Annotated in this window: 13 protein-coding genes and 1 riboswitch; of the genes, 7 read left to right on the top strand and 6 right to left on the bottom strand. The window is 63.9% G+C overall.

Annotation, left to right across the window (positions count from 1 at the left end; genetic code table 11):
* Positions 1-112: 112 nt before the first annotated feature.
* Positions 113-8,740: a GH36-type glycosyl hydrolase domain-containing protein gene (locus CSQ91_RS27890; protein ID WP_099390232.1), complete on the top strand. Its 8,628-nt coding sequence runs from the start codon at positions 113-115 to the stop codon at positions 8,738-8,740.
* Here CSQ91_RS27890 and CSQ91_RS27895 read toward each other — a convergent pair.
* Together CSQ91_RS27895 and CSQ91_RS27900 are read right to left on the bottom strand one after the other, a co-directional pair.
* Positions 8,726-8,947, bottom strand: a complete 222-nt coding sequence (locus tag CSQ91_RS27895; RefSeq protein WP_070278878.1) for a hypothetical protein — start codon at positions 8,945-8,947, stop codon at positions 8,726-8,728. The two genes, CSQ91_RS27890 and CSQ91_RS27895, sit on opposite strands and share 15 nt — an antisense overlap.
* Before the next feature lie 113 nt (positions 8,948-9,060).
* A complete protein-coding gene (locus CSQ91_RS27900) occupies positions 9,061-9,636 on the bottom strand; it encodes a TMEM165/GDT1 family protein (RefSeq protein WP_070278880.1) in 576 nt (191 codons plus the stop codon).
* Between the two features lie 10 nt (positions 9,637-9,646).
* A riboswitch (yybP-ykoY riboswitch) is annotated at positions 9,647-9,826 on the bottom strand.
* A 145-nt stretch (positions 9,827-9,971) separates the two neighbouring features.
* Here CSQ91_RS27900 and CSQ91_RS27905 point away from each other — a divergent pair.
* The 4 genes from CSQ91_RS27905 (at position 9,972) to CSQ91_RS27920 (ending at position 16,477) form a co-directional block, all read left to right on the top strand.
* Positions 9,972-12,365, top strand: coding sequence for a M1 family aminopeptidase (locus CSQ91_RS27905; protein ID WP_099390233.1), 2,394 nt, complete (start codon positions 9,972-9,974; stop codon positions 12,363-12,365).
* 118 nt (positions 12,366-12,483) lie between these two features.
* A complete protein-coding gene (locus tag CSQ91_RS27910) occupies positions 12,484-14,343 on the top strand; it encodes a M1 family metallopeptidase (RefSeq protein ID WP_099390220.1) in 1,860 nt (619 codons plus the stop codon).
* Between the two features lie 22 nt (positions 14,344-14,365).
* Positions 14,366-16,003 carry a serine hydrolase gene (locus CSQ91_RS27915; RefSeq protein ID WP_099390234.1) on the top strand — a complete coding sequence of 546 codons (1,638 nt, stop codon included), beginning with the start codon at positions 14,366-14,368 and terminating at the stop codon, positions 16,001-16,003.
* Between the two features lie 279 nt (positions 16,004-16,282).
* Positions 16,283-16,477, top strand: a complete 195-nt coding sequence (locus CSQ91_RS27920) for a hypothetical protein (RefSeq protein ID WP_034783267.1) — start codon at positions 16,283-16,285, stop codon at positions 16,475-16,477.
* Positions 16,478-16,545: 68 nt separating this feature from the next.
* Here the strand turns inward: CSQ91_RS27920 and CSQ91_RS27925 are convergent, their stop codons facing one another.
* Both CSQ91_RS27925 and CSQ91_RS27930 read right to left on the bottom strand, forming a co-directional pair.
* A complete protein-coding gene (locus CSQ91_RS27925; protein WP_099390235.1) occupies positions 16,546-17,376 on the bottom strand; it encodes a class I SAM-dependent methyltransferase in 831 nt (276 codons plus the stop codon).
* A gap of 85 nt (positions 17,377-17,461) precedes the next feature.
* Positions 17,462-18,121: a pyridoxamine 5'-phosphate oxidase family protein gene (locus tag CSQ91_RS27930; RefSeq protein WP_099390221.1), complete on the bottom strand. Its 660-nt coding sequence runs from the start codon at positions 18,119-18,121 to the stop codon at positions 17,462-17,464.
* Between the two features lie 105 nt (positions 18,122-18,226).
* Here CSQ91_RS27930 and pdxR point away from each other — a divergent pair, with 105 nt between their 5' ends.
* Positions 18,227-19,732 carry a MocR-like pyridoxine biosynthesis transcription factor PdxR gene (gene pdxR / locus CSQ91_RS27935; RefSeq protein ID WP_099390222.1) on the top strand — a complete coding sequence of 502 codons (1,506 nt, stop codon included), beginning with the start codon at positions 18,227-18,229 and terminating at the stop codon, positions 19,730-19,732.
* Positions 19,733-19,763: 31 nt separating this feature from the next.
* On the top strand, positions 19,764-20,369 hold the full coding sequence (locus tag CSQ91_RS27940) for a hypothetical protein (protein WP_099390223.1): 606 nt from the start codon (positions 19,764-19,766) through the stop codon (positions 20,367-20,369).
* 11 nt (positions 20,370-20,380) lie between these two features.
* On the opposite strand, the gene CSQ91_RS27945 is transcribed toward CSQ91_RS27940, so the two are convergent.
* On the bottom strand, positions 20,381-21,160 hold the full coding sequence (locus CSQ91_RS27945) for a spermidine synthase (protein ID WP_099390224.1): 780 nt from the start codon (positions 21,158-21,160) through the stop codon (positions 20,381-20,383).
* Between the two features lie 59 nt (positions 21,161-21,219).
* On the bottom strand, positions 21,220-21,744 hold the full coding sequence (locus CSQ91_RS27950) for an FxDxF family PEP-CTERM protein (RefSeq protein WP_070259937.1): 525 nt from the start codon (positions 21,742-21,744) through the stop codon (positions 21,220-21,222).
* Between the last annotated feature and the right edge of the window lie 212 nt (positions 21,745-21,956).

Below are 21,956 nucleotides of genomic sequence, written 5' to 3' on the forward strand. Positions count from 1 at the left end.
CAGCGTGACGGCGGCCGCTGGCTGCCTGCGCGCACCTAGCGAGGCCAAGTTGAAAGAGTACACAGCAGTTGTCACGCAGCAGATCAAGGAACAGGTTTCCAAAGTCAGGGAAATCTTCCGCGACCATTCCCTCGCACCGGACACCTTCGACGCCGCGCGCGACGATGCCTTGCCCCTGCGTTCCGAATTATTCAGCGCCATCCAGATGGCCGCCCACGGCAAGCATGTGGCCGCCGGCCATGCGGTAGGTCGGCATCATGGCCGCGACCGCCTGCTGGCGCGTCTGGCCGACAATGCGGCCCTGATCACGGCTACCGTCAACGAACTGACGGCCACGGTGAAAAGCGGGCGCCAGGTCACGCCCGCCTCGGAATGGCTGCTCGATAATTTTTACCTGATCGAAGAGCAGATCCGCACCACGCGGCGGCATTTGCCGAAGAACTACAGCAAGGAGCTGCCACGGCTGACCTCTGGCGTGGACGCGGGCTGTCCGCGCGTGTACAAGATCGCGCTGGAAATCATCTCGCATGGCGATGGCCGCGTCGACCTGGAAAACCTGTGCCACTTCGTCGAGGCTTACCAGGACGTGGCCACCTTGACCCTGGGCGAGCTGTGGGCCGTACCCATCATGCTGCGCCTGGCCCTGATCGAAAACCTGCGCCGCGTCGCCGTACGCGTGGCCGATGACCGCATGCAGCGCGACCTGGCCAATACCTGGGCCGACCAGATGACGGAGATCGCCGAGCGCAATCCCAGCGGCTTGATACTGCTGGTGGCAGACATGGCACGTTCGAATCCGCCGATGACCAGCGCCTTCGTGGCCGAATTGTCGCGCCGCCTGCAGGGACAGAGTTCCTCGCTGACCCTGGCGCTATCGTGGCTGACGCACAAGCTGGCCGAGTCGGGCCTCACCATCGAGCAGCAGATCCAGTCCGAGATCGGGCAGCAGGCGGCCGACCAGGTGTCGATCGCCAACAGCATCGGTAGCCTGCGTTTTCTCGGCACCATGGATTGGCAGGAATTCGTCGAAACCATGAGCGTGGTCGAGCAGACCCTGCGCCTGGATCCGGCCGGCACGTATGGCTTGATGGATTTCGCCACGCGCGACAGCTACCGCCATGCCATTGAACGCATCGCCAAGCGCAGCGCGCGCAGCGAAGTGGAGGTGGCCGAGATGGTGGTGCAACTGGCGCACACGCACGGCAACGGCAATGACGCGCGCCGCGGCCACATCGGCTTTTACCTGGTGGGGCGCGGCGTGCTCGTGCTGGAAAAGCAGGCCGGCGCCAGGCTGCCTTTCATCGAGGCGTTGCAGCATACGGCGCGCGCCGCGCCGCTGGCCGTCTACTTGGGCGCGATCTCGTTCCTGACCCTGGCGACGAGCGCCTTGCTGCTCGAGCGCGCCGTGCGCCATGGCGTGCAGGGCTGGCCCCTGGCGGCGCTGGGCGCGCTGGCGCTGCTGGGCAGCAGCCAGCTGGCCGTGGCCGTGGTGAACTGGCTGGCGACCCTGATGACGTCGCCGCATCCGCTGCCGCGCATGGATTACCAGGCCGGCATTCCATCGGATGCGCGCGGCATGGTCGTCGTGCCGACCCTGATCTACAGCCAGGAAAACGTGGCGGCCCTGTGCGAGGCGCTGGAAGTGCGTTATCTCGCCAACCGCGACCCGAACCTGCGCTTTTGCCTGCTGACCGACTTCGTCGACGCGGAAGCGCAAACGATGCCGGGCGACGAAGCCCTGCTGCACCAGGCGCAGGAGACCATCCGTGGCTTGAACGAGAAATACCGCGTGGAGGGCGTGGCGGCCAAGGAAAACGGCGACCCGGCCGACCCGGAACAGCTGGGCCAGGTGGGGCCGTTCCTGCTGCTGCACCGTCCGCGCCTGTGGAATTCGCAGCAGAATACGTGGATGGGGCAGGAGCGCAAGCGCGGTAAATTGTCCGACCTGCACGCATTTTTGCGGGGCGGCGCGCGCGACAAATTCTCGCTGGTGGAGGGCGAGTTGCGCGGCCTGCGCACGATCAAATACGTGATCACGCTCGACACGGATACGCAGCTGCCGCGCGACGCGGCGCGCGAATTCATCGCCACCATGATGCACCCGCTGAACCGTCCCGTACTGGACGCGGCCGGCACGCGCGTGGTGGCCGGCTATGGCATCTTGCAGCCGCGCGTGGCCGTGGCGCTGCCCAGCGCCAACGCCTCGCGCTACGAGCTGCTGTGCGGCGGCGAGCCGGGCATCGACCCCTACACGCGCACCGTGTCGGACCTGTACCAGGACGTGTTCTATGAAGGCTCTTTCATCGGCAAGGGCATCTATGACCTCGACATGTTCGAGCGCGTGCTGGGCCAGCGCCTGCCCGACAATAAAATCCTCAGCCACGATTTGCTGGAAGGCTGCTACCTGCGCGCCGGCTTGCTGAGCGACTCGCAGCTGTACGAGGAATACCCGGCCCGCTATGACGCCGACGTGAGCCGCCGCCAGCGCTGGATCCGCGGCGACTGGCAGCTGATCGGCTGGCTGCTGGGCCGGGTGCCGGGCCGCGCCGGCAAGCGCGAACGCAATCCATTGTCGATGCTGTCGCGCTGGAAGCTGTTCGACAACCTGCGCCGCAGCGTCGTGGCGCCGGCTACCACCTTGTCGCTGCTGCTGGCGTGGGGCTTCCTGCCGCAGGTGGCATTCTGGAGCGCGGCCGTGTTGGCCATCATCTTCCTGCCGCCCGTCTTTTCAGCCCTGTACGATTTGCTGCGCAAACCGCGCGACACCCTGTGGCGCCAGCACCTGGCCGCCTTCGAGCGGCGCTGCGGCGTACAGTTTTCGCACGCCATGCTGACCCTCGTCTTCCTGCCGTATGAGGCGTGGATCAGCCTGGACGCCATCGTGCGCACCCTGTGGCGCCTGGGCGTGTCGCACAAGCACTTGCTCGACTGGCGCGCGTCGAACCTGCATGTATCGTCGGGTTCGCAGGCCGACAGCTGGCGCGCCATGTGGTGCTCGCCCGCGCTGGCGCTGGCCGCCTTCGGCGCCTTGCTCTACTGGCGCCCCGAGGCCTTGCCCGCCGCAGCCGTGGTGCTGCTGCTGTGGCTGGCCGCACCCGCCATCGCCTGGTGGATCAGCCGCCCCATCGAGCGTGCCGTGGCGCGCCTGTCGGCCGAGCAGGGTCGTTTCCTGCACGGCGTGGCGCGCAAGACCTGGGCCTATTTCGATACCTTCGTCGGTCCCGATGACCACTGGCTGCCGCCCGATAACATGCAGGAGCATCCGAACCTGGTGGTGGCGCACCGCACCTCGCCGACGAATATCGGCCTGGCGCTGCTGGCCAATTTGACGGCCTACGATTTCGGCTACCTCACCCTTGGCCAGTTGATCGAGCGCAGCCGCGCCACCCTGCACAGCATGGGTGAGCTGGAACGTTTCCAGGGCCACTTCTATAACTGGTACGACACGCAGACCCTGAAGGCGCTGCAGCCGATGTACATCTCGACGGTCGACAGCGGCAACCTGGCCGGCCATCTGCTGACCTTGCAGCCGGGACTGGTGGAACTGTATGACGCCCCGATCATCGGCGCGCAGGTGGTGCAGGGCATCCGCACGACGGCACAAGTGCTGCAGGAATTCATCGCCGCCGAAGGCGAGAGCAAGGCCATGCGCGAGAGCATGAGCCTGCTGCAGGCGCAGGCCGCGCCCGCCAGCCTGGCCGAATGGCATGCCTATCTCGCCGCCGCGAATGGCGCTGCCGAGGCGCTGCTGTCGCTGACCTTGCAAAGCGAGGATGGCGAGCTGTCCATGTGGAGCGGTGCGCTGGCGCGCCAGTGCCGCGCGGCGCTGGCCGAGTTGCTGCAGCTGGCGCCATGGGCGGCGCAGGCGGGCGTCGATCCTGCGTGGCTGCGCGTGCCGACCCTGCGCGAACTGGCCAACCTGGAAACGCCGGAAGGCACGCCTTCGGAGCTGGCCGCCTTGCTGGCGCAGGGCCGCGAACAGGCGGGCCGCCACATGCGCGATATCGCCCACGCGGCGGGCCAGGCGCGCGATTTCGCGCAGATCGAGTACGCGTTCCTGTACAACCCATCGACAAAACTGCTGGCCATCGGCTACAACGTCAGCGAGCGGCGCCTGGACCCCAGCTACTACGATTTATTGGCTTCCGAAGTGCGCCTGGCCAGCTTCATCGCCATCGCCCAGGGCCAGCTGCCGCAGGAGCACTGGTTCGCCCTGGGCCGCCAGCTGTGCATGGTGGCCGGCCAGCCCGTGCTGCTGTCGTGGAGCGGCTCGATGTTCGAGTACCTGATGCCGCTGCTGGTGATGCCGAACTACCCGAATACCCTGCTTGACCAGACCTACCACTCCGTCATCGAGGCGCAGATCGACTATGGCCGCCAGCGCGACGTGCCATGGGGGATTTCCGAATCCGGCTACAACACGGTCGACGCCAGTTTGAACTATCAATATCGCGCCTTCGGCGTGCCGGGACTGGGTTTGAAACGGGGCCTGGCTGACGATCTGGTGGTGGCGCCATATGCCAGCATGATGGGCCTGATGGTCCAGCCGGAAGCGTCCTGCCAGAACCTGCAGCGCATGCAGGCGGCCGGCTACATGGGCCGTTACGGCTTCTTTGAAGCCATCGATTTCACGACGGCGCGCCTGCCGCGCGGGCAGGGCAGCGCCATCATCCGCTCCTTCATGGTGCACCACCAGGGCATGGGCTTCCTGGCCCTCAGCTACCTGCTGCACGACCGTCCGATGCAGCGCCGTTTCGAGTCCGATCCGCTGCTGCAATCGGCCTTGCTGGTGCTGCAGGAACGCACGCCGCAGGCCGGCGCGTTCTACTCGAACACGGCCGAACTGGCGGTGCTGCGCAGCGGCGCGCCCGAGCAAGCCATGCCGATGCGCATCCTCACGCAAGCCAACAGCGCGGTGCCGGAGACGCAGCTGCTGTCGAATGGCCGCTACCACGTCATGGTGAGCAATGCGGGCGGCAGCTACAGCCGCTGGAAAGACCTGTCCGTGACGCGCTGGCGCGAAGACAGCACGCGCGATAACTGGGGTAATTTCTGCTACCTGCGCGACCTCGACGACGGTGCCGTCTGGTCCACCATGTACCAGCCCACCTTGGCCGAACCGAAGAAATATGAAGTGATCTTTTCCGAGGGGCGGGCGGAGTTCCGCCGTGCCGACCATGGCCTCGACCTGTACACGGAAATCGTCGTCTCGCCCGAGGACGACATCGAAATCCGCCGCACGCGCATCAGCAATAATTCGAACCGCCAGCGGCGCATCGAGATCACCAGTTTTGCCGAAGTGGTGATGGCGCCGGCGGCGGCCGATGCGGCCCATCCCGCGTTCAGCAAGCTGTTCGTACAGACGGAAATCCTCGCGCATGAAAAAGCGATTTTATGTACGCGCCGGCCCCGCTCCAAGGAAGAGCAGATGCCGTGGCTGCTGCATGTGATGACGGTGCACGATATCGAGCGCTACGAAGTATCGTTCGAGACGGACCGCGCGCGCTTCATCGGCCGCGGCAATACGGTGCAACTGCCGCAGGCGCTGCAGGAAAGTGGCCCGCTCAGTGGCGGCCACGGCTCCGTGCTCGATCCCATCGTGGCCATCCGCTATGTCATCACGCTCGAACCCGACCAGGCCGTCACGGTCGACAGCGTCACCGGCATGGTGGAGCAGCGCGACGCGGCACTGCACCTGATCGACAAATACCAGGACCGCCACCTGGCCGACCGCGTGTTCGAACTGGCCTGGACGCACAGCCAGGTGGTGCTGCGCCAGTTGAATGCCAGCGAAGCGGACGCGCAGCTGTATGCGCGCCTGGCCAATGCCGTGATCTATCCGAATGCGGCCCTGCGCGCCGAGGCCAGCATCCTGATCAAGAACCAGCGTGGCCAGTCCGGCCTGTGGGCGTATGCCATATCCGGCGACTTGCCCATCGTGCTGCTGCAGATACGCGACGCGGCCAATATCGAACTGGCGCGCCAGATGGTGCAGGCGCATGCCTACTGGCGCCTGAAAGGCCTGATCGTCGACCTGGTGATCTGGTATGAAGAGCAGTCGGGCTACCGCCAGCTGCTGCACGACCAGATCATGGGCTTGATAGCCTCGGGCATCGACGCGCAGGCGATCGACCGCCCGGGCGGCATCTTCGTGCGCCTGGCCGAGCAGATCGCCAACGAGGACCGCATCTTGCTGCAATCGGTGGCACGCGCCATCATCAGCGATCTGCGCGGCACTCTGGCCGAGCAGGTCAAGCGTCCGCCGAGCCCCGTGCTGCGCATGCCGCCGCTGCTGCAGGACCCGGCCCGCGAACATGGCGGCGTGCCGCACCGGGCGCAGGCGCGCGAGCTGATCCTGGAAAATGGCCTCGGCGGCTTCACGCCCGATGGCCGCGAATACGTGATTACCACGGGAGAGGGCAAGCAGACGCCGGCGCCGTGGTCGAACGTGCTGGCCAATGCGCAATTCGGCACGGTGGTGTCCGAAGCCGGCCAGGCGTATACGTGGAGCGAGAATGCGCATGAATTCCGCCTCACGCCATGGCAGAACGACCCCGTGTCCGACCTGTCCGGCGAAGCGTTCTATGTGCGCGATGAGCAAACGGGCCAGTTCTGGTCACCCTCGTCCCTGCCCGCGCGCGGCAGCGGCGACTACGTCACGCGCCACGGCTTCGGCTACAGCGTGTTTGAACACAGCGAAGGCGGTATCGCCACGGAACTGTGCACCTATGTGGCGCTCGATGCGGCCGTCAAATATTCGGTCATCAAGGTGCGCAACGACAGCGGCGTGCCGCGCCGCCTGTCCGTCACGGGCTATGTGGAATGGGTGATGGCCGACCTGCGCGCCAAGTCCGGCATGCATGTGGCCACGGAGGTCGACACGATCAGCGGCGCCCTGTTTGCGCGCAATAACTACAATACGGAGTTTTCGGGCCGGGTCGGCTTCTTCAATACGGATGCCAGCATCCGCTCCATCACTTGCGACCGCAATGAATTCATCGGCCGCAATGGCAGCCTGGCGCAGCCGGCCGCCTTGCGCCGCGTGCGCCTGTCCGGCAAGGCGGGCACGGGACTGGATCCGTGCGCGGCCATCCAGGTACCGTTTGAATTGCAGCCGGGGCAGGAACGTGAAATCGTCTTCCTGCTCGGCGTGGGCGGGCGCCGCAATGCCGACGCCAGCACCATGGTGCAGCGCCATGCGGGCAAGGATGCGGCCCGCAGTGCGCTCGACGCGGTGCGCGCGCACTGGGAAGGCACTCTGGGCGCCGTGCGCATCGAAACGCCCGATCCATCGCTGGACGTGATCGCCAATGGCTGGCTGATGTACCAGACCATCGCCTGCCGCCTGTGGGCGCGCAGCGGCTACTACCAGTCGGGCGGCGCCTACGGTTTCCGCGACCAGCTGCAAGATGCGATGGCGATGATCCACACGGCGCCGCAGCTGCTGCGCAATCACTTGCTGCTGTGTGCGGCGCACCAGTTTGTCGAAGGCGACGTGCAGCACTGGTGGCATCCGCCATCGGACCGCGGCGTGCGCACGCATTGCTCCGACGATTACCTGTGGCTGCCGCTGGCCGCCTGCCGCTATGTGATCGCCACGGGCGATGTCAACGTGCTGTCGGAAGTGGCGCCCTTCATCGAGGGCCGCGCCGTCAAGCCGGAAGAGGATTCGTATTACGACCTGCCCGTGCGTTCGGGCGAGTCGGCCGACCTGTACGAGCACTGCGTGCGCGCCATCCGCCATGGCTTGCGCCTGGGCGTGCACGGCTTGCCGTTGATCGGTTCCTGCGACTGGAACGACGGCATGGACAAGGTGGGCGAACATGGCAAGGGCGAGAGCGTGTGGCTGGCCTTCTTCCTGTACGAAGTGCTGCAGCGCTTTGCCGAGGTGGCCGTGCTGCGCGGTGATGCTGCGTTTGCCCAGTTCTGCCGCGACGAAGCCGTGAAACTGGCGGCCAGCGTCGAGGAACATGCGTGGGATGGCGAGTGGTACCGGCGCGCGTATTTCGACGACGGCACGCCATTGGGTTCGCACACGAACGAGGAGTGCCAGATCGATTCGATTTCGCAAAGCTGGGGCGTGCTGTCGGGCGCTGCCAACAAGGAGCGGGTTGCCGGCGCCATGCGCCAGGTCGATGCGCGCCTGGTGCGCCGTGATTCCGGCGTGATCCAGCTGCTCGATCCGCCGTTCGACAAAGCCGACCTCAATCCCGGCTATATCCGCGGCTATGTGCCGGGCGTGCGCGAGAACGGCGGCCAGTACACGCATGCGGCCATCTGGACGGCGATGGCGTTTGCGCGCCTGGGTGACGGCGAAAAGGCGTGGGAATTGCTGCGCATGATCAATCCCGTGCGCCATGGCATGGACGCACATGCGGTGGCGCGCTACAAGGTGGAACCGTATGTGGTGACGGCCGATGTGTATGCCGTCGCGCCGCACGTGGGACGCGGCGGCTGGAGCTGGTACACGGGATCGTCGGGCTGGCTGTACCGGCTGATCGTCGAATCCCTGCTGGGCTTGACGCGTGAAGCGAACGTGCTGCGCATGACGCCCACCATGCCGGCCGAATGGGACAGCTTCAAGCTGCATTACCGCTTCGGTGCCAGCAGTTATGCCATCACGGTGGAGCAGGCACAGGGGCGGCCTGCGGGATTGTCGCTCGATGGCGTCGCACAGGGCGGCAACAGCATTGCCTTGCGCGACGAGGGCCGCGAGTATGCGGTGCTACTGCTGCTCTAGTATTGTCCAGGTGTCGTGTTCTGGCCGGCGCCGGCCAGCCAGCAGTATCAAGCCGGCGCCGAACAGCAGCAGGTCGCGCGTGCGTACTTCGGGTGCGGACTGCGCTGCTGTCTGGCGGTGGTAGTTCAAGGGTATCGCCAGGGCGGCGATAGGCTGGCTGGCGCAAGCGGCCAGGCACAGCGCCGCCACTTTTCTGTTTAACTGCATACATTCCTCAAGAAGGCGCGCTGCCCGCTCGGGATGGGCGCGCCGGTACTCATGTCGCCGACATTGTAATTATGAGCATGAATATTGTAAATGAGAAATTATATCAGGCTGCCTCAGAACCCTAGTGCCGCGCCCGCGCCCAGCAGGGTGGCCACGCCCAGCACGGCAAAGACCAGCGCCGCGATGCCGTGCACGAGGCGCAGCGGGACGCGGTTGGCGATCCTGTCGCCCAGGTAGACGGCCGGCACGTTGGCCAGCATCATGCCGAAGGTGGTGCCCAGCACAACAGAGACAATGTCGTGATAGCGCGCCGCCAGCGCTACGGTCGCCACCTGCGTCTTGTCTCCCATTTCCGCCATGAAGAAGGCGATCAGAGTGGTCAGGAAGACGCCATACCTGGCCAGCTTCGTTTCGCCTTCATCGAGCTTGTCGGGGATCAGGGTCCAGGCGGCCATGGCGAGGAATGATACGCCCAGTACCCAGCGCAGCACATCGGGCCCCAGCATGCTGGTGATCCAGGTACCGACGGCGGCGGCAAACGCGTGATTGGCGATGGTGGCGACGAAGATCGCCAGCACGATGGGCAGGGGCTTGCGGAATTTGGCGGCCAGCAAAAAGGCCAGGAGTTGGGTTTTGTCGCCGATTTCAGCGAGACCGACGATGCCGGTGGAGATGAGGAATGCTTCCATGAGATTGCAAGAGTACGCGGGCCGGACGAATTAACCAATGATCCACGGGCGACTCCGGCCCATGCGGCCGCCCTGGATCAATGGTCTCGTCAAGTTCTGCAACCACCTGCACCATGGCCTGCGGGCCAATCATGTTGATACAGGTTCCCGCGGCAGGACCGCGGGACGACTACTCCCCAATGTTCGAGGCGCATCATACGCCAATGCCCGCGCCGGCGCCAGTACCGGCGGGGCACGGCACGGCCTGGTGTGTGGGACTTCGACAACAATGATCGATTTGCAAACAGACTCGACTTAGAATGCAGTGTGCCCACGACTCCCAGATGGAATGCGCCATGCCGGTCCTTGTCCGCTTGCTTGCCTTATGTGTGACCTTGTTTGCTCCCTTGTCCGGCCTGTGCGCCGCCGCGCCCTTCGACGACAAGTTCCGCCAGCTGGAAGAACTGCTGCCTACGCCGAATGCCTACCGCACGGCGTCCGGTGCGCCGGGTCACGCCTACTGGCAGCAGCGCGCTGATTACGTGATCCGCGCCACGCTCGATGAGGCACGGCGCGCCATCACGGCCAGCGAACAGATCACCTATTACAACCGCTCGCCCGACAGCCTTGCGTACTTGTGGCTGCAGCTGGACCAGAATGGCTTGCGCCAGGATGCCGACCAGCGCCGCGTACTGAGCGCGCCCTCGCGCCAGGCCTGGTTGAGCGGCCGCGAGGATGAAGCGCTGAAATTCGAGGACTTGCGCGCCATCCATGCGGGCCGCGAATTCGACGGCGGCTTCAAGCTCACCGCCGTGAAAGCGGCCAACGGCAAGCCGCTGCCGCATGTGGTCAACCAGACCATGCTGCGCATCGATCTGCCGGTGGCGCTGGCGCCTGGCCAGAGCGTCACTTTCAACATCGACTGGTCGTATCAGATCAATGACCAGAAGGTGCTGGTCGAGCGCTCCGGCTATGAGTACTTTGAAGACGACAAGAACGCGATTTTCCAGATCGCGCAATGGTTCCCCCGTATGGCCGCGTATTACGACGCCGTCGGCTGGCAGCACAAGCAGTTCCTCGGCTCCGGCGAATTCACCTTGGAGTTTGGCGATTACGAGTTGTACCTGACGGTGCCGGGCGACCATGTGGTGGCCGCCACGGGCGAGCTGCAAAACCCTGCTAGCGTGTTGAGCGCGGCGCAGCGCGAACGCCTGGCGCGGGCAAAGAACAGCAATACGCCGCTGCTGGTGATCACGCCCGCCGAGGCGCTGGCGGCGGAAAAGAGTAAAGCGGTGGGGATGAAAACCTGGCACTTCAAGGCGGCCAATGTGCGCGACGTGGCGTGGGCCTCGAGCCGCAAGTTCATCTGGGATGCGCAGGGACTGGACAGCGGCGGCAAGCGCGTGATGGCCATGTCCTACTATCCTAACGAGGGCAATCCGCTGTGGCAGCAGTACAGCACGCGCGCCGTCGTGCACGCGATCGAGCAGTACAACAAGTACAGCTTCGACTATCCGTATCCGAACGCGATCTCCGTCAATGGCGCCGTCGGCGGCATGGAGTACCCGATGATTGCGTTCAATGGCGGACGCCCCGTGAAGGACAAGAAGACGGGAGAGCTCACGTATTCGAAGACGGCCAAATATGACCTGATCGGCGTGATCATCCACGAGGTAGGCCACAATTATTTTCCCATGATCGTCAACTCGGACGAGCGCCAGTGGACGTGGATGGACGAGGGCCTCAATTCCTTCCTGCAGTATCTGGCCGAGCAGGCGTGGGAAGAGCATTTCCCCTCCTGGAATGGCGAGCCGCGCAAGATCGTCGATTACATGCGCAGCCAGAACCAGGTGCCCATCATGACCAATTCCGAGTCCTTGCTGCAGTTCACGGCGAATGCCTATGACAAGCCGGCCACGGCACTCAACATCCTGCGCGAGACCATCCTGGGGCGCGAACTGTTCGACTTCGCCTTCAAGCAGTACGCCTTGCGCTGGAAGTTCAAGCGGCCCACGCCCGCCGACTTTTTCCGCACCATGGAAGACGCTTCCGGCACGGACCTGGACTGGTTCTGGCGCGGCTGGTTCTATACCACGGACGCGGTCGACATCAGCATCGACGGCATCAGCGAATATGGCGTGAGCACGAAGAATCCGGAAGTCGAGAAAGCGTGGAAGAAGGCGCAGAAGGCCGCGCAGCCCATCTCGATCTCGGACCAGCGCAACAAGGCGCTGCCGAAGAAGATCGACCTCGATCCCGCGCTGAAGGATTTCTATAACCGGCACGATGAATTCACGGTCACCAACAAGGACCGCAACAGCTATGCGGAAGAGCAGGAAGCGCTGGAGCCGTGGGAGAGACAGCTGCTGGAACAGCGCAACATGGGCAAGCATCTGTACCTGGTCGACTTTTCGAATCTCGGCGGCCTGGTGATGCCGCTGATACTGGAGATTGAACTGAAAAGCGGCAAGAAGATCATCGAGCGCGTGCCTGCCGAAGTGTGGCGCTATGCGCCGCACAAGATCAGCAAGGTCATCGTCACTGACGAGCCGATGGTGGGACTGGTGCAGGACCCGTACTGGGAGACGGCCGATATCGACACCAGCAACAATGCGTGGCCGAGAAAAATCACGCCATCGCGCCTCGAACTGTTCAAGCAGGACCGCGACAAGAACAACCTGATGAAGGATTTTAATGCGCCGCTGAAGGCACCCGAGGTCAAGCCGGAAGCCAAGGCCGAGACGAAATAGGGAAACGGCGCCGGCCAGTCCGGCGCTTTTTTCTGCCGGCCTGCGCCGGAAGTGCTATTCTGCGCGACGCCCCGGCGCACACGGACCGGGGCTTTCGCAAATCATTCAAAAGACGACCATGCAAACTTTGACCTTCCTGCGCGCGCTGGGCTGTGCGCTACTTTGCCAGGTAACCCTGGCCGCGCACGCCGACCCCCTCAGCTACGCGCGCTACGACCAGGTGCGCACGCGCGACCTGCAGCTGGACCTGAAAGCGGACTTCAAGCAAAAGACCCTGTCCGGCTATGCGGAGCTGTCCTTGAACTGGATCGATCCGGCGGCGCGTACCCTGGTGCTCGATACGCGCGATTTGTCGATCGCGAAAGTGCAGGTACAGGACAAGCGCGGCGCATGGCAGATGGCGCCGTACCAGCTGGACAAGGCCGATCCGGAAAAAGGCCAGGCGCTGCGCATCACCACCACGGGCCAGCCGGGCAAGGTGCGCGTCTACTATCACACGGCGCCGAACGCCATCGCGCTGCAGTGGCTCACGCCGCAGCAGACCATGTCGGGCAAGCTGCCTTTCATGTTCAGCCAGTCGCAAAGCATCAACGCCCGCTCGTGGGTGCCGTCGCAGGATACGCCGGCCGTGCGCTTTACGTACAGCGCGCGCATCGAGGCGCCAGCGGGCATGCGCGTCGTGATGAGCGCCGAGAATGACGAAAAGGCGACGGGCAAGGGCGGCTGGAAATTCAGGATGCCGCAGCCGATCCCCTCGTACCTGCTGGCCATCGCCATCGGCGAACTGGAAGTGCGCAAGCTCGGTCCCCGTTCCGCCGTGTATGCCGAGCCGCCGCGCATCAAGGCGGCCGAATACGAGCTGGCCGACACGGAAAAGATGATCCAGGCAGCCGAAGCGCTGTACGGTCCGTATGGCTGGGGTCGTTACGACATGATCGTGCTGCCGCCATCGTTCCCCTACGGCGGCATGGAAAACCCGCGCCTGACCTTCCTTACGCCGACCATGATCGCGGGCGACCGCAGCCTGGTCGACCTGATCGCGCATGAACTGGCCCACTCGTGGTCGGGCAACCTGGTCACCAATGCCTCGTGGAAGCACATGTGGCTCAACGAAGGCTTCACCACCTACGTCACCACGCGCATCGTCGAGCAGCTGTATGGCAGCGAAGTGGCGCAGATGGGCGTGCAGGTCGACCAGGAAGAACTGGCCGCTGCGATCCGCGATTTGCCGGCAGCAAAAACGGCATTGATCACGCGCGATGCGGATGCCAATCCCGCTGAAACATACACGGACGATGGCATCATCTACCCGAAAGGCGCCTGGTTCCTGGCCACCATGGAGCGCCGTGCTGGCCGCGCCGTCTTCGATCCCTTCCTGCGCGGCTGGTTCGACCAGCACGCGTTCCAGAGCGTGACGACGGAGCAGTTCATCGCCTACCTGCGCAAGAACCTGCTGGCGCAGCATCCGGACGTGATGCCGGAAGCGGAACTCGATGAATGGCTGTATGGCACCGGCGTGCCGGCCAGCGCGCAGCGCGTCGTCTCGCCGCGCCTGGCACTGCTCGACCAGCACCGCGACGCCTGGCTGAAAGGCGAGCTGGCGACCAAGGACCTGGGCATGGACAAGTGGATCGCCATCGAATCGATGCACTTCCTGAACGATATCAACAACAAGGCCAGCGCAGCGCAATTGCGTGAGCTGGACCAGGCCTACGGTGTGGGCAAGAGCGGCAACAATGAAGTCGCTTACCGCTTTTATCTGGCCTCCGTGAACGCCGGCTACGATGTGCGCCAGCCCTTGCAGGCATTCCTGATGAGCGTGGGCCGCCAGAAGTTCGTCGTGCCCCTGTACAGCGCCTTGATGAAGACGCCGCAAGGCCATGCCTGGGCCAAGGACGTGTATGCGAAGGCGCGTGAACGCTACCACCCGGTGACGCAGGAGAGCGTCGATAAATTGATGGCCGCGCAAGCGCATTGAACCTTCTTTGGACATCCTGACCATGCATACCATGAACCGTCTTGCCGCCGCCATCGTGCTGGCGTTTTCCAGCATCGCCGTGCCGGCGCTGGCTTTGGACGCCGCACCCGTTGTTGCCGCTGCGCCGGCGCCCGCGCCCGCCTTCGATCTTGACCGCGACGTTGCCACCGCCCTGAAAGTGTTCGACGTGCCCGGGATGGCGATCGCCATCGTCAAGGATGGCAAGGTCGTCACCGCCAAGGGCTTTGGCGTACGCAAGCTGGGTGAACCGGCCGCTGTCGATGCGCAGACCTTGTTCGAAGTGGCATCGAATTCGAAAGGCTTTACGGCCGCCGCGCTGGCCATGCTGGTCGACGATGGCAAGCTGGCCTGGGACGATCCCGTCACCAAGCACTTGCCCGGTTTCCAGATGCACGATTCCTACGTGACGGGTGCCATGACCATCCGCGACCTGCTCACGCACCGCAGTGGCCTGGGCCTGGGCGCGGGCGACTTGCTGTGGTGGCCGACCACCACGTTCAGCACCGACGAGATCATCGAGAAGCTGCGCTACATCCGTCCGGCCACGAGTTTTCGCAACAGCTATGCCTACGATAACCTGCTGTATATCGTGGCCGGCAAGATCATCGCCGACAAGGCGGGGAAAAGCTGGGGCGAGGCCATGCATGAACGCATCCTGGCGCCGCTGGGCATGACGGGCACCACCACCAGCCTGCTTGAAAACGCGGGCAAGTCCGACGTCGCCAGTGCGCACAGCAAGATCGACGGCAAGATCGCCGCCGTCAAGTCCATGCCCGTGCCGAATGCCGTGGGTGCCGTCGGCATCAACACGAATGCGGAAGATATCGCCAAGTGGATGATGGTGCTGCTCGACGGCGGCAAGATCGCCGGCGTGAAGGACAAGGATGGCAAGGACGCGCGCCTGTTCAGTGAAAAGCAGGGCCGCGAGATGTGGACGGCGCAAACGCCGATCAAGATTTCCGAGCCGAAGCCGGCGCTGGCCGCAACGAAACCGAATTTCAGCGCGTATGGACTGGGCTTCCAGCTGCGGGACTACAAGGGCATGAAAGTGGCCATGCACGGCGGCGCGCTGCAAGGATTTTATTCGCGCGTGGTGATGGTGCCGGAAGCAAAGCTGGGCGTGGCCATTCTGACCAATGCGGAAAATGGCGGTTCCATGACGGCGCTGCAATGGCGCATCCTCGACCATTACCTGCAGGCGGCGCCGTCGGACTGGCTGGCGCTGGTGGCCAAGGTGGAGCAGGACCAGCATGCCGAGGAAGTGAAAAAGCAGGGCAAGGCGTCGAGCGCGCGCGCGGCCAGATCGCAGCCATCGCTGCCGCTGGCGGCGTATGACGGCGAGTATGAGGATGCCTGGTATGGCAAGGTCACTATCCGTCCGGAAGGCAAGAAGCACATCCTCAGCTTTACGCGCACGCCGGACCTGACGGGCGAACTGGAACACTGGCAGCACGACACCTTCATCGTGCGCTGGAAGGAGCGCAATTTCAACGCCGATGCCTACGTGACGTTCTCGCTCAATCCCGATGGCAGCATCGACCGGGTAAAAATGGCGCCGGTGTCGGCCGAGACGGATTTCAGCTACGACTTTCAGGATCTGAGCCTGGTGCCGGTGAAGCCGAAGGAAGCAAAGAAATAAGGTATCGATACAAGAACCGCAGCCTGTGCTGCGGTTTTTTTTCGCCTGTTTCCATGCAAATGCACGGCAGGAGGGCGGCGGGCCAGTTTTTATTCCATGAAATGGGATGAAAAAGAAACGTTATCTTGTTTTCTTGTTTGCGTATTTATTAACTTTTCAAGGTGTTACTATTTCCGTGCGCCATGAAATTCGTCCCTCGACAGGCAGTTTCCGGCGGCTGGCGTCTTTGTCTTCCAGTGGTTTTATATAACAACTCAACTCTTTGGGAACGGGATAAAAATGATCAATGTGAAAAAAGCCGTATTTGTCTTTTGCGCCGCCGTCGGTTTTGCCGGCGCCATCAGTTCTTCCGCATATGCCCTGCCAACCCGTGAAACCTGCGAGGAAGCCTATACCGCGTGCGTGACGGATGGCGATGCCAGCTCCTGCTCCCTGGTCAAGCGCCTGTGTGGCGTGTACGGCATTTACCTGTAAGGCGCGCTGCGCGCACAGGACGATGGCGGCGCGCCGTTTCGGCCCGCCGCCATCGTCCTGTCAGTGACTCAGGGTTTGACGAATTTCAGGGTCATGCGGTCGCTCTCGCCGATGGCCGTGTATTTGGCCCGGTCCACATCCTTGTTGGCATAGGTCGGCGGCAGCGCCCACACGCCGCCCTGGTGGTCGGCATGGTCCTTCGGATTGGCGTTGATGTCCGACTTGGCCGCCAGTTTGAAACCTGCGCCTTCAGCCAGCTTGATCACATACGCTTCGTGCATGTAGCCGCTGCTGGCCGTGGCATCCTGCGCCTTGTTGGCCGGCAGGCGGTGCTCGACGACGCCGAACACGCCGCCCGGTTTCAGGCTGTCGTACACTTCCTTGAACAAGGTCTGCATGCCGGCTTCGCCGATGGGTATCCAGTTGTGGATATTGCGGAAGGTGAGCACCATGTCGGCCGTGCCCTTGGGCGCGATGCGGTAGGTGGTGGGCGGCGCGAAGGCGCCGATCTCCACCTTGCCGAAAGCCGTCGGGTTGGCGTCGAGCTTTTGCTGGAAGCGCGCCGCGCCGCGGCGGGCGCCTTCGCTGCTTGACTGCGGGTCGTTGCCGGCGGCGATCAGCTTGCCGTTGTCGCGCAGGTAGGGCGCCAGGATCTCCGTGTACCAGCCGCCGCCGGGCGCCAGTTCCACCACCGTCATGCTCGGCTTGATGCCGAAGAACGCCAGCGTTTCATACGGATGGCGGGCGCTGTCGCGCAGCGCGTTGGCCGGCGTGCGCGCACTGCCGGCGATGGCCGCCTTCAGGGCCGCGTCGCCCGCATCGGCGGCCAGTGCCGCACCGCTGCCGCCACAGGCCAGCATGACCGTCAAGGCCGCGGCCAGGGATACTCGCTTCATCATCATATGCTCCATGCGTGATTGGATCGGTTGCTCAATTGGTGGCGATCGCCATCAACGCCGATCATCGGGCAAGCACGCTGGCCGGTCAAGCGGATTCCGTCCCCCATGCGGTGGCATATGTGGGCATTTCGCTGGTGTTGAGCGCATCGGCGATGGCCGTGCCCCGCCCGTGCGTAAACGGCAGTTCGCCCGTCCAGACGGCATGCGCCATGTCGCCCGCGTCGTCGAGCGGGCCGCCCTTGCGCTGCTTGACGGCGCATTCGTCGAGCGCGATGCGCAGCACGGTGGTGGCCGCGTATTCCTTGGCGCTGCCGCCGCGCACCTGCGCCAGGCGTCCCGGCGCCAGTTTTTCCATCAGCGCATCCATGGCCGCATGCTGCTGGCCGATATCGCTTACTTTTTCAAACTGCCCGTACACCATCGCCGAGCGGTAGTTCATCGTGTGATTGAAGGCGGAGCGCGCCAGCACCAGGCCGTCGAGATGGCTCACCGTTACGCACACATCGGTATCGTGCAAGAGCTGCTTGAGCATGCGGCTGCTGTTCGAGCCATGGATGTACAGGTGCCCGCCGATGCGCCAGCAGGCGGTCGGGATGCAATGGCTGCCCGTGTCGTCGCGGAAGGCGATATGGCACAGGTAGGCGGCATCGACGATGGCGTACAGGGTGGCTTGCTCGTAGCTGGCCAGTTCGGCGACGCGGCGCACGCGGGTACGGGGGCTGGGAGGCAGGGCGGTAGCGGTCATGGCGGAAGTCCGGTTGGTTGAAGAAGCAGGCCGCACTATAATCGGCATCTGGCCCTGAAAAAAGATCCAGAACCGACAAATAATTTGGAGCCACCAAGGAAACGCATGGATTTTGCTTTGCTGCTTGATGCATTCGAGCGCACGCACCGCGAGCGGGGCTGGCCGCGCCAGCGCCTGCTGCATGAATGCCTGCGCGCGGCGATCCGCAACGGGCAGCTGGCGCCCGGTACGCGGCTGGCCGCCACGCGCGTGCTGGCCGCCGAACTGGGACTGGCGCGCAATACCGTGCTGTACGCCTACGAGCAATTGGCCAGCGAAGGGTTTGTCTTGCCGGACCGGCGCGGCACCGTCGTCGCCGGCAGCGCCGGCATGCCGGAAGCCGTGCCGGCGGCCGGCAGCAAGGATGGCTTGTCGCGCCGCGCCCGGCATTTGCGCGGCGTGGCGGGACAGGATGTGAATGCGGCGCTGGTGTTTCCCGCCGACGCCATGGGCGCGTTCGCGCCTGGCGTGCCGGCGCTCGATGAATTCCCGCTGGCGCAGTGGCGGCGCATGCTGGACCGCGCATGGCGCGCGCTGACGCCGCGCCAGCTCAATTACGGCGACCCTGCCGGCGAGCCGCAGCTGCGCATGGCCATCGCCGAGCATTTGCGCGCCGCGCGCGGCGTCGTCTGCGATGCGGGCCAGGTGTTCATCACGGACGGCACGCAGAGCAGCCTCGATGTCTGCCTGCGCGCCTTTGCCGACCAGGGCGATACCTTGTGGATCGAGCATCCCGGCTATGGCGGCGCGCTGGCCGCGGGCCGCGGCGCCGGCTTGCAGGTGACGGGCATTGCCGTTGACATGGATGGCATCGCGCCGACGGATGACGACTGGCGCGAGACGCCGCCGCGCCTGATCTACACCACGCCGTCGCACCAGTATCCGACGGGCAGCGTGCTCAGTCCCGCGCGCCGCATGGCGCTGCTCGAACGCGCGCGCGTGGCCGGCGCCTTGATCATCGAAGACGATTACGACAGCGAATTTCGCCATGGCGGCCCGCCCCTGGCCGCCATGCAGGGACTGGTGGCCGACGCGCCCGTCGTGTACCTGGGCACCTTCAGCAAGACCATGTTTCCCGCCTTGCGCATCGCCTTTATCGTCGTGCCGTCCGCGCTGGCCGGCGCTTTCGCGCAGATGCAGGCGCAGGGCGCCGCGCGCGGACGGGTAGCCGAACAGCTGGCGCTGGCCGACTTCCTGCGCAGCGGCCTGTTTGCGCGCCACGTGCGCCGCATGCGCCGCCTGTACCGCCAGCGCCGCGACGCCTTGAGCGAGGCCTTGCAGCGCCATGCGTGTGGCGGCGCGGCCATCCATGGCGGCACGGCCGGCATGCACCTGGCGCTGCGTTTTCATGAAGCGGAATGGGATGACCTGGCGCTGAGCCGGAGCGCCGCGCAGGACGGCATCGTGGCGCTGGCCCTGTCCGCGCACGGCACGGGAGAAGGGATGGGCTGGAACGGGTTCCTGCTCGGTTATGCGCAGGTGCCGGCCGAGAACATGGACGGCCTGGCACGCCGCCTGGGCGCGCTGCTTGCGCAAGCTGGCGCGGCTGGGCAGGCGAAGCGGTCACAATAGGCCTTTGCCAGGACGAGGAAGAGGACTACCCATGATACTGAGCTGGAAAGCCCCGGTTGATTACCATGACAAACTGACCGGCTCCTACGACAAGGAAGGTGGATCCTATGAGACGGCTGGATCGAACTTCGACTATCTGGCGCTGCTGCAGGGGGCTCCGTATCCGTTCGGTATGGACAGGCCCCCCGTGCATTTCGTCTGCACCCGGGAAAGGCTCCTGAAGCATGACTGTCTGTGGCTGCTGGGGGACGTGCCGCTGGTCTCGGCCCGCCTGGCCGGGTTCCTTGCCGGCGCCGCCGGCCAGGACGTGGAATTGCTCGCTCCCGCCTGCATCATGGCGGGCGGTGAACCTGTGGAGCAGCCGTTTTACATCGTGAATGCGACGCAACACGTACAGACGGTGGACCTCGAACGTTCAATCGCGGAAAAAGATGACAAGGGCAACGTCATCTACTTCACGCGGACGTTTTTGCGCGACGAGGAACTGGCGCCCAGGCAGATCGCCAGGGATGCGCAATCGGGCGACCTGTTGATCTCCAGCGAGCTCGCTGCCCTGATGAAAGCCGCGCGCTTCAACGGCGGCAAGAGCCTGGGGTTTTATCGCGCCGCAGGAAACTGGCAGCCTGTCCTGGAATGAGATCGCATGGCTTACTGCTGGTCCTGCATCCACTGCTTCAAGCCATTGACCCAGTTCTTGGCGGGCAGGTTGAACTGCTTCCTGATGGTGGCGGCGCGTTCGTATAAATCGCTGAAGTCGAGCGATGGCGATTTTTTGAAGGCCAGCACGACGATGTTTTCATCTTCCATTTCCGGCACCCAGACGACGGCGTCGAAAACCAGTTCCATCGCCTGTAGATTCTTGTCGTAGTTGGGGAAGTCGCCGAAGACATTCGTGCACATGATGCCGTCGTCGGCCAGGCAGTCGTGGCAAGCCTGGTAGAACTCTGGCGTGTCGAGCACAGGACCGCGCGCGTCTTCGTCGTACAGGTCCACTTGCAGCGCGTCGACCGTGCCGTGGTTGGCAGGATCGAGCACGAAGTCGAGCGCATTCATTTCACGCACATCGAGGCGCGCGTCGTTCGGTGGCAGCGCGAACTGGGCGCCGCAGATGGCGATCACGTTCGGATTGAGTTCGATGGCCGTGACCGTGGCGTCGGGGAAGCGGCGGTAGCTGAATTTGGTCAGCGCGGCGCTGCCCAGCCCCAGCTGCACGATGCGTTTGGGCTGCGTCTTGAACAGCATCCACATCATCATCATCTGCACGTATTCGAGCTCGATGGCATCTGGCTTGTCCAGGCGCATGGCGCCTTGCACCCACTTGGTGCCCAGGTGCAGGTAGCGGATGCCGCGGTGTTCGGTGGTGGTGGCAGGCGGGTGGCCCGGGTGGCTGAAAGCGGTATGGCTGGTGGAGGTAAAGTCGGTCGTCATGGCGCCAGTTTAGCAGCCGGGTGAAAAAAAGACGCCGCAGCGTCTTTTGGGTGGGGAGCTCAAGATTGCTTGCGGCGTCGTGCCAGGAAGCCCAGTATGCCCAGGCCGGCCAGCAGCATGCCATACGTTTCCGGTTCAGGAACGGGCGCCAGGTTCAGGTTGAAGGTGCCGCCATAGCTGCCGCCGTTGCTGTTGCCCATGACGGTGAGGACCATCGGACCGTTGAACAGCAGTGTGGTTGGCGCCAGCACCTCGCCCTGGGCATAGCCGAAGACAGTGGGGCCGCCAAAACCGGTCAGGGAGATGCCGTTCAGATTGGCGCTGGTGAAGTTGATGGAAGCCGGGTCGCTGCCCGTGACCGACAGGTTGGCCAGGAAGGCTTGCGCGGTCGAACCGAAAGTCGCGTCGGGAGTGAACGTGAACGTATCGGTAAAGACGCCTAGCGGCGTGGGAGTGGCGTTGAAGCCCCCCGTCCACAGGTTGCCCGTGGTGTTGGTCAGGTTGATGGTGTACGACGCAGCATATGCGCTACCGATGGTTGCAGCGCCCAGTACCGCTGCTGCGATGAGTGATTTCAGTTTCATATTTATCCCCGCGAAAAAACGATTAATGTTTCAAAAAAAACCGTGCCGCTCAGATAAATTATCGCCACGACATTTCATTGTCAATGAGCTATTTTTATATCATTATGAAAACTTAAATAGCTTATTTCTAACACACGGGCATGGCGCTCATGAGGTTGCAATATTAAAAACTCTAATTGTCAATATTGTACCGAAAAATAATTGCGCAGCGT

This window comes from Janthinobacterium sp. BJB301 (genome assembly GCF_002735685.1).
GTDB classification, from domain to species: domain Bacteria; phylum Pseudomonadota; class Gammaproteobacteria; order Burkholderiales; family Burkholderiaceae_D; genus Janthinobacterium; species Janthinobacterium lividum.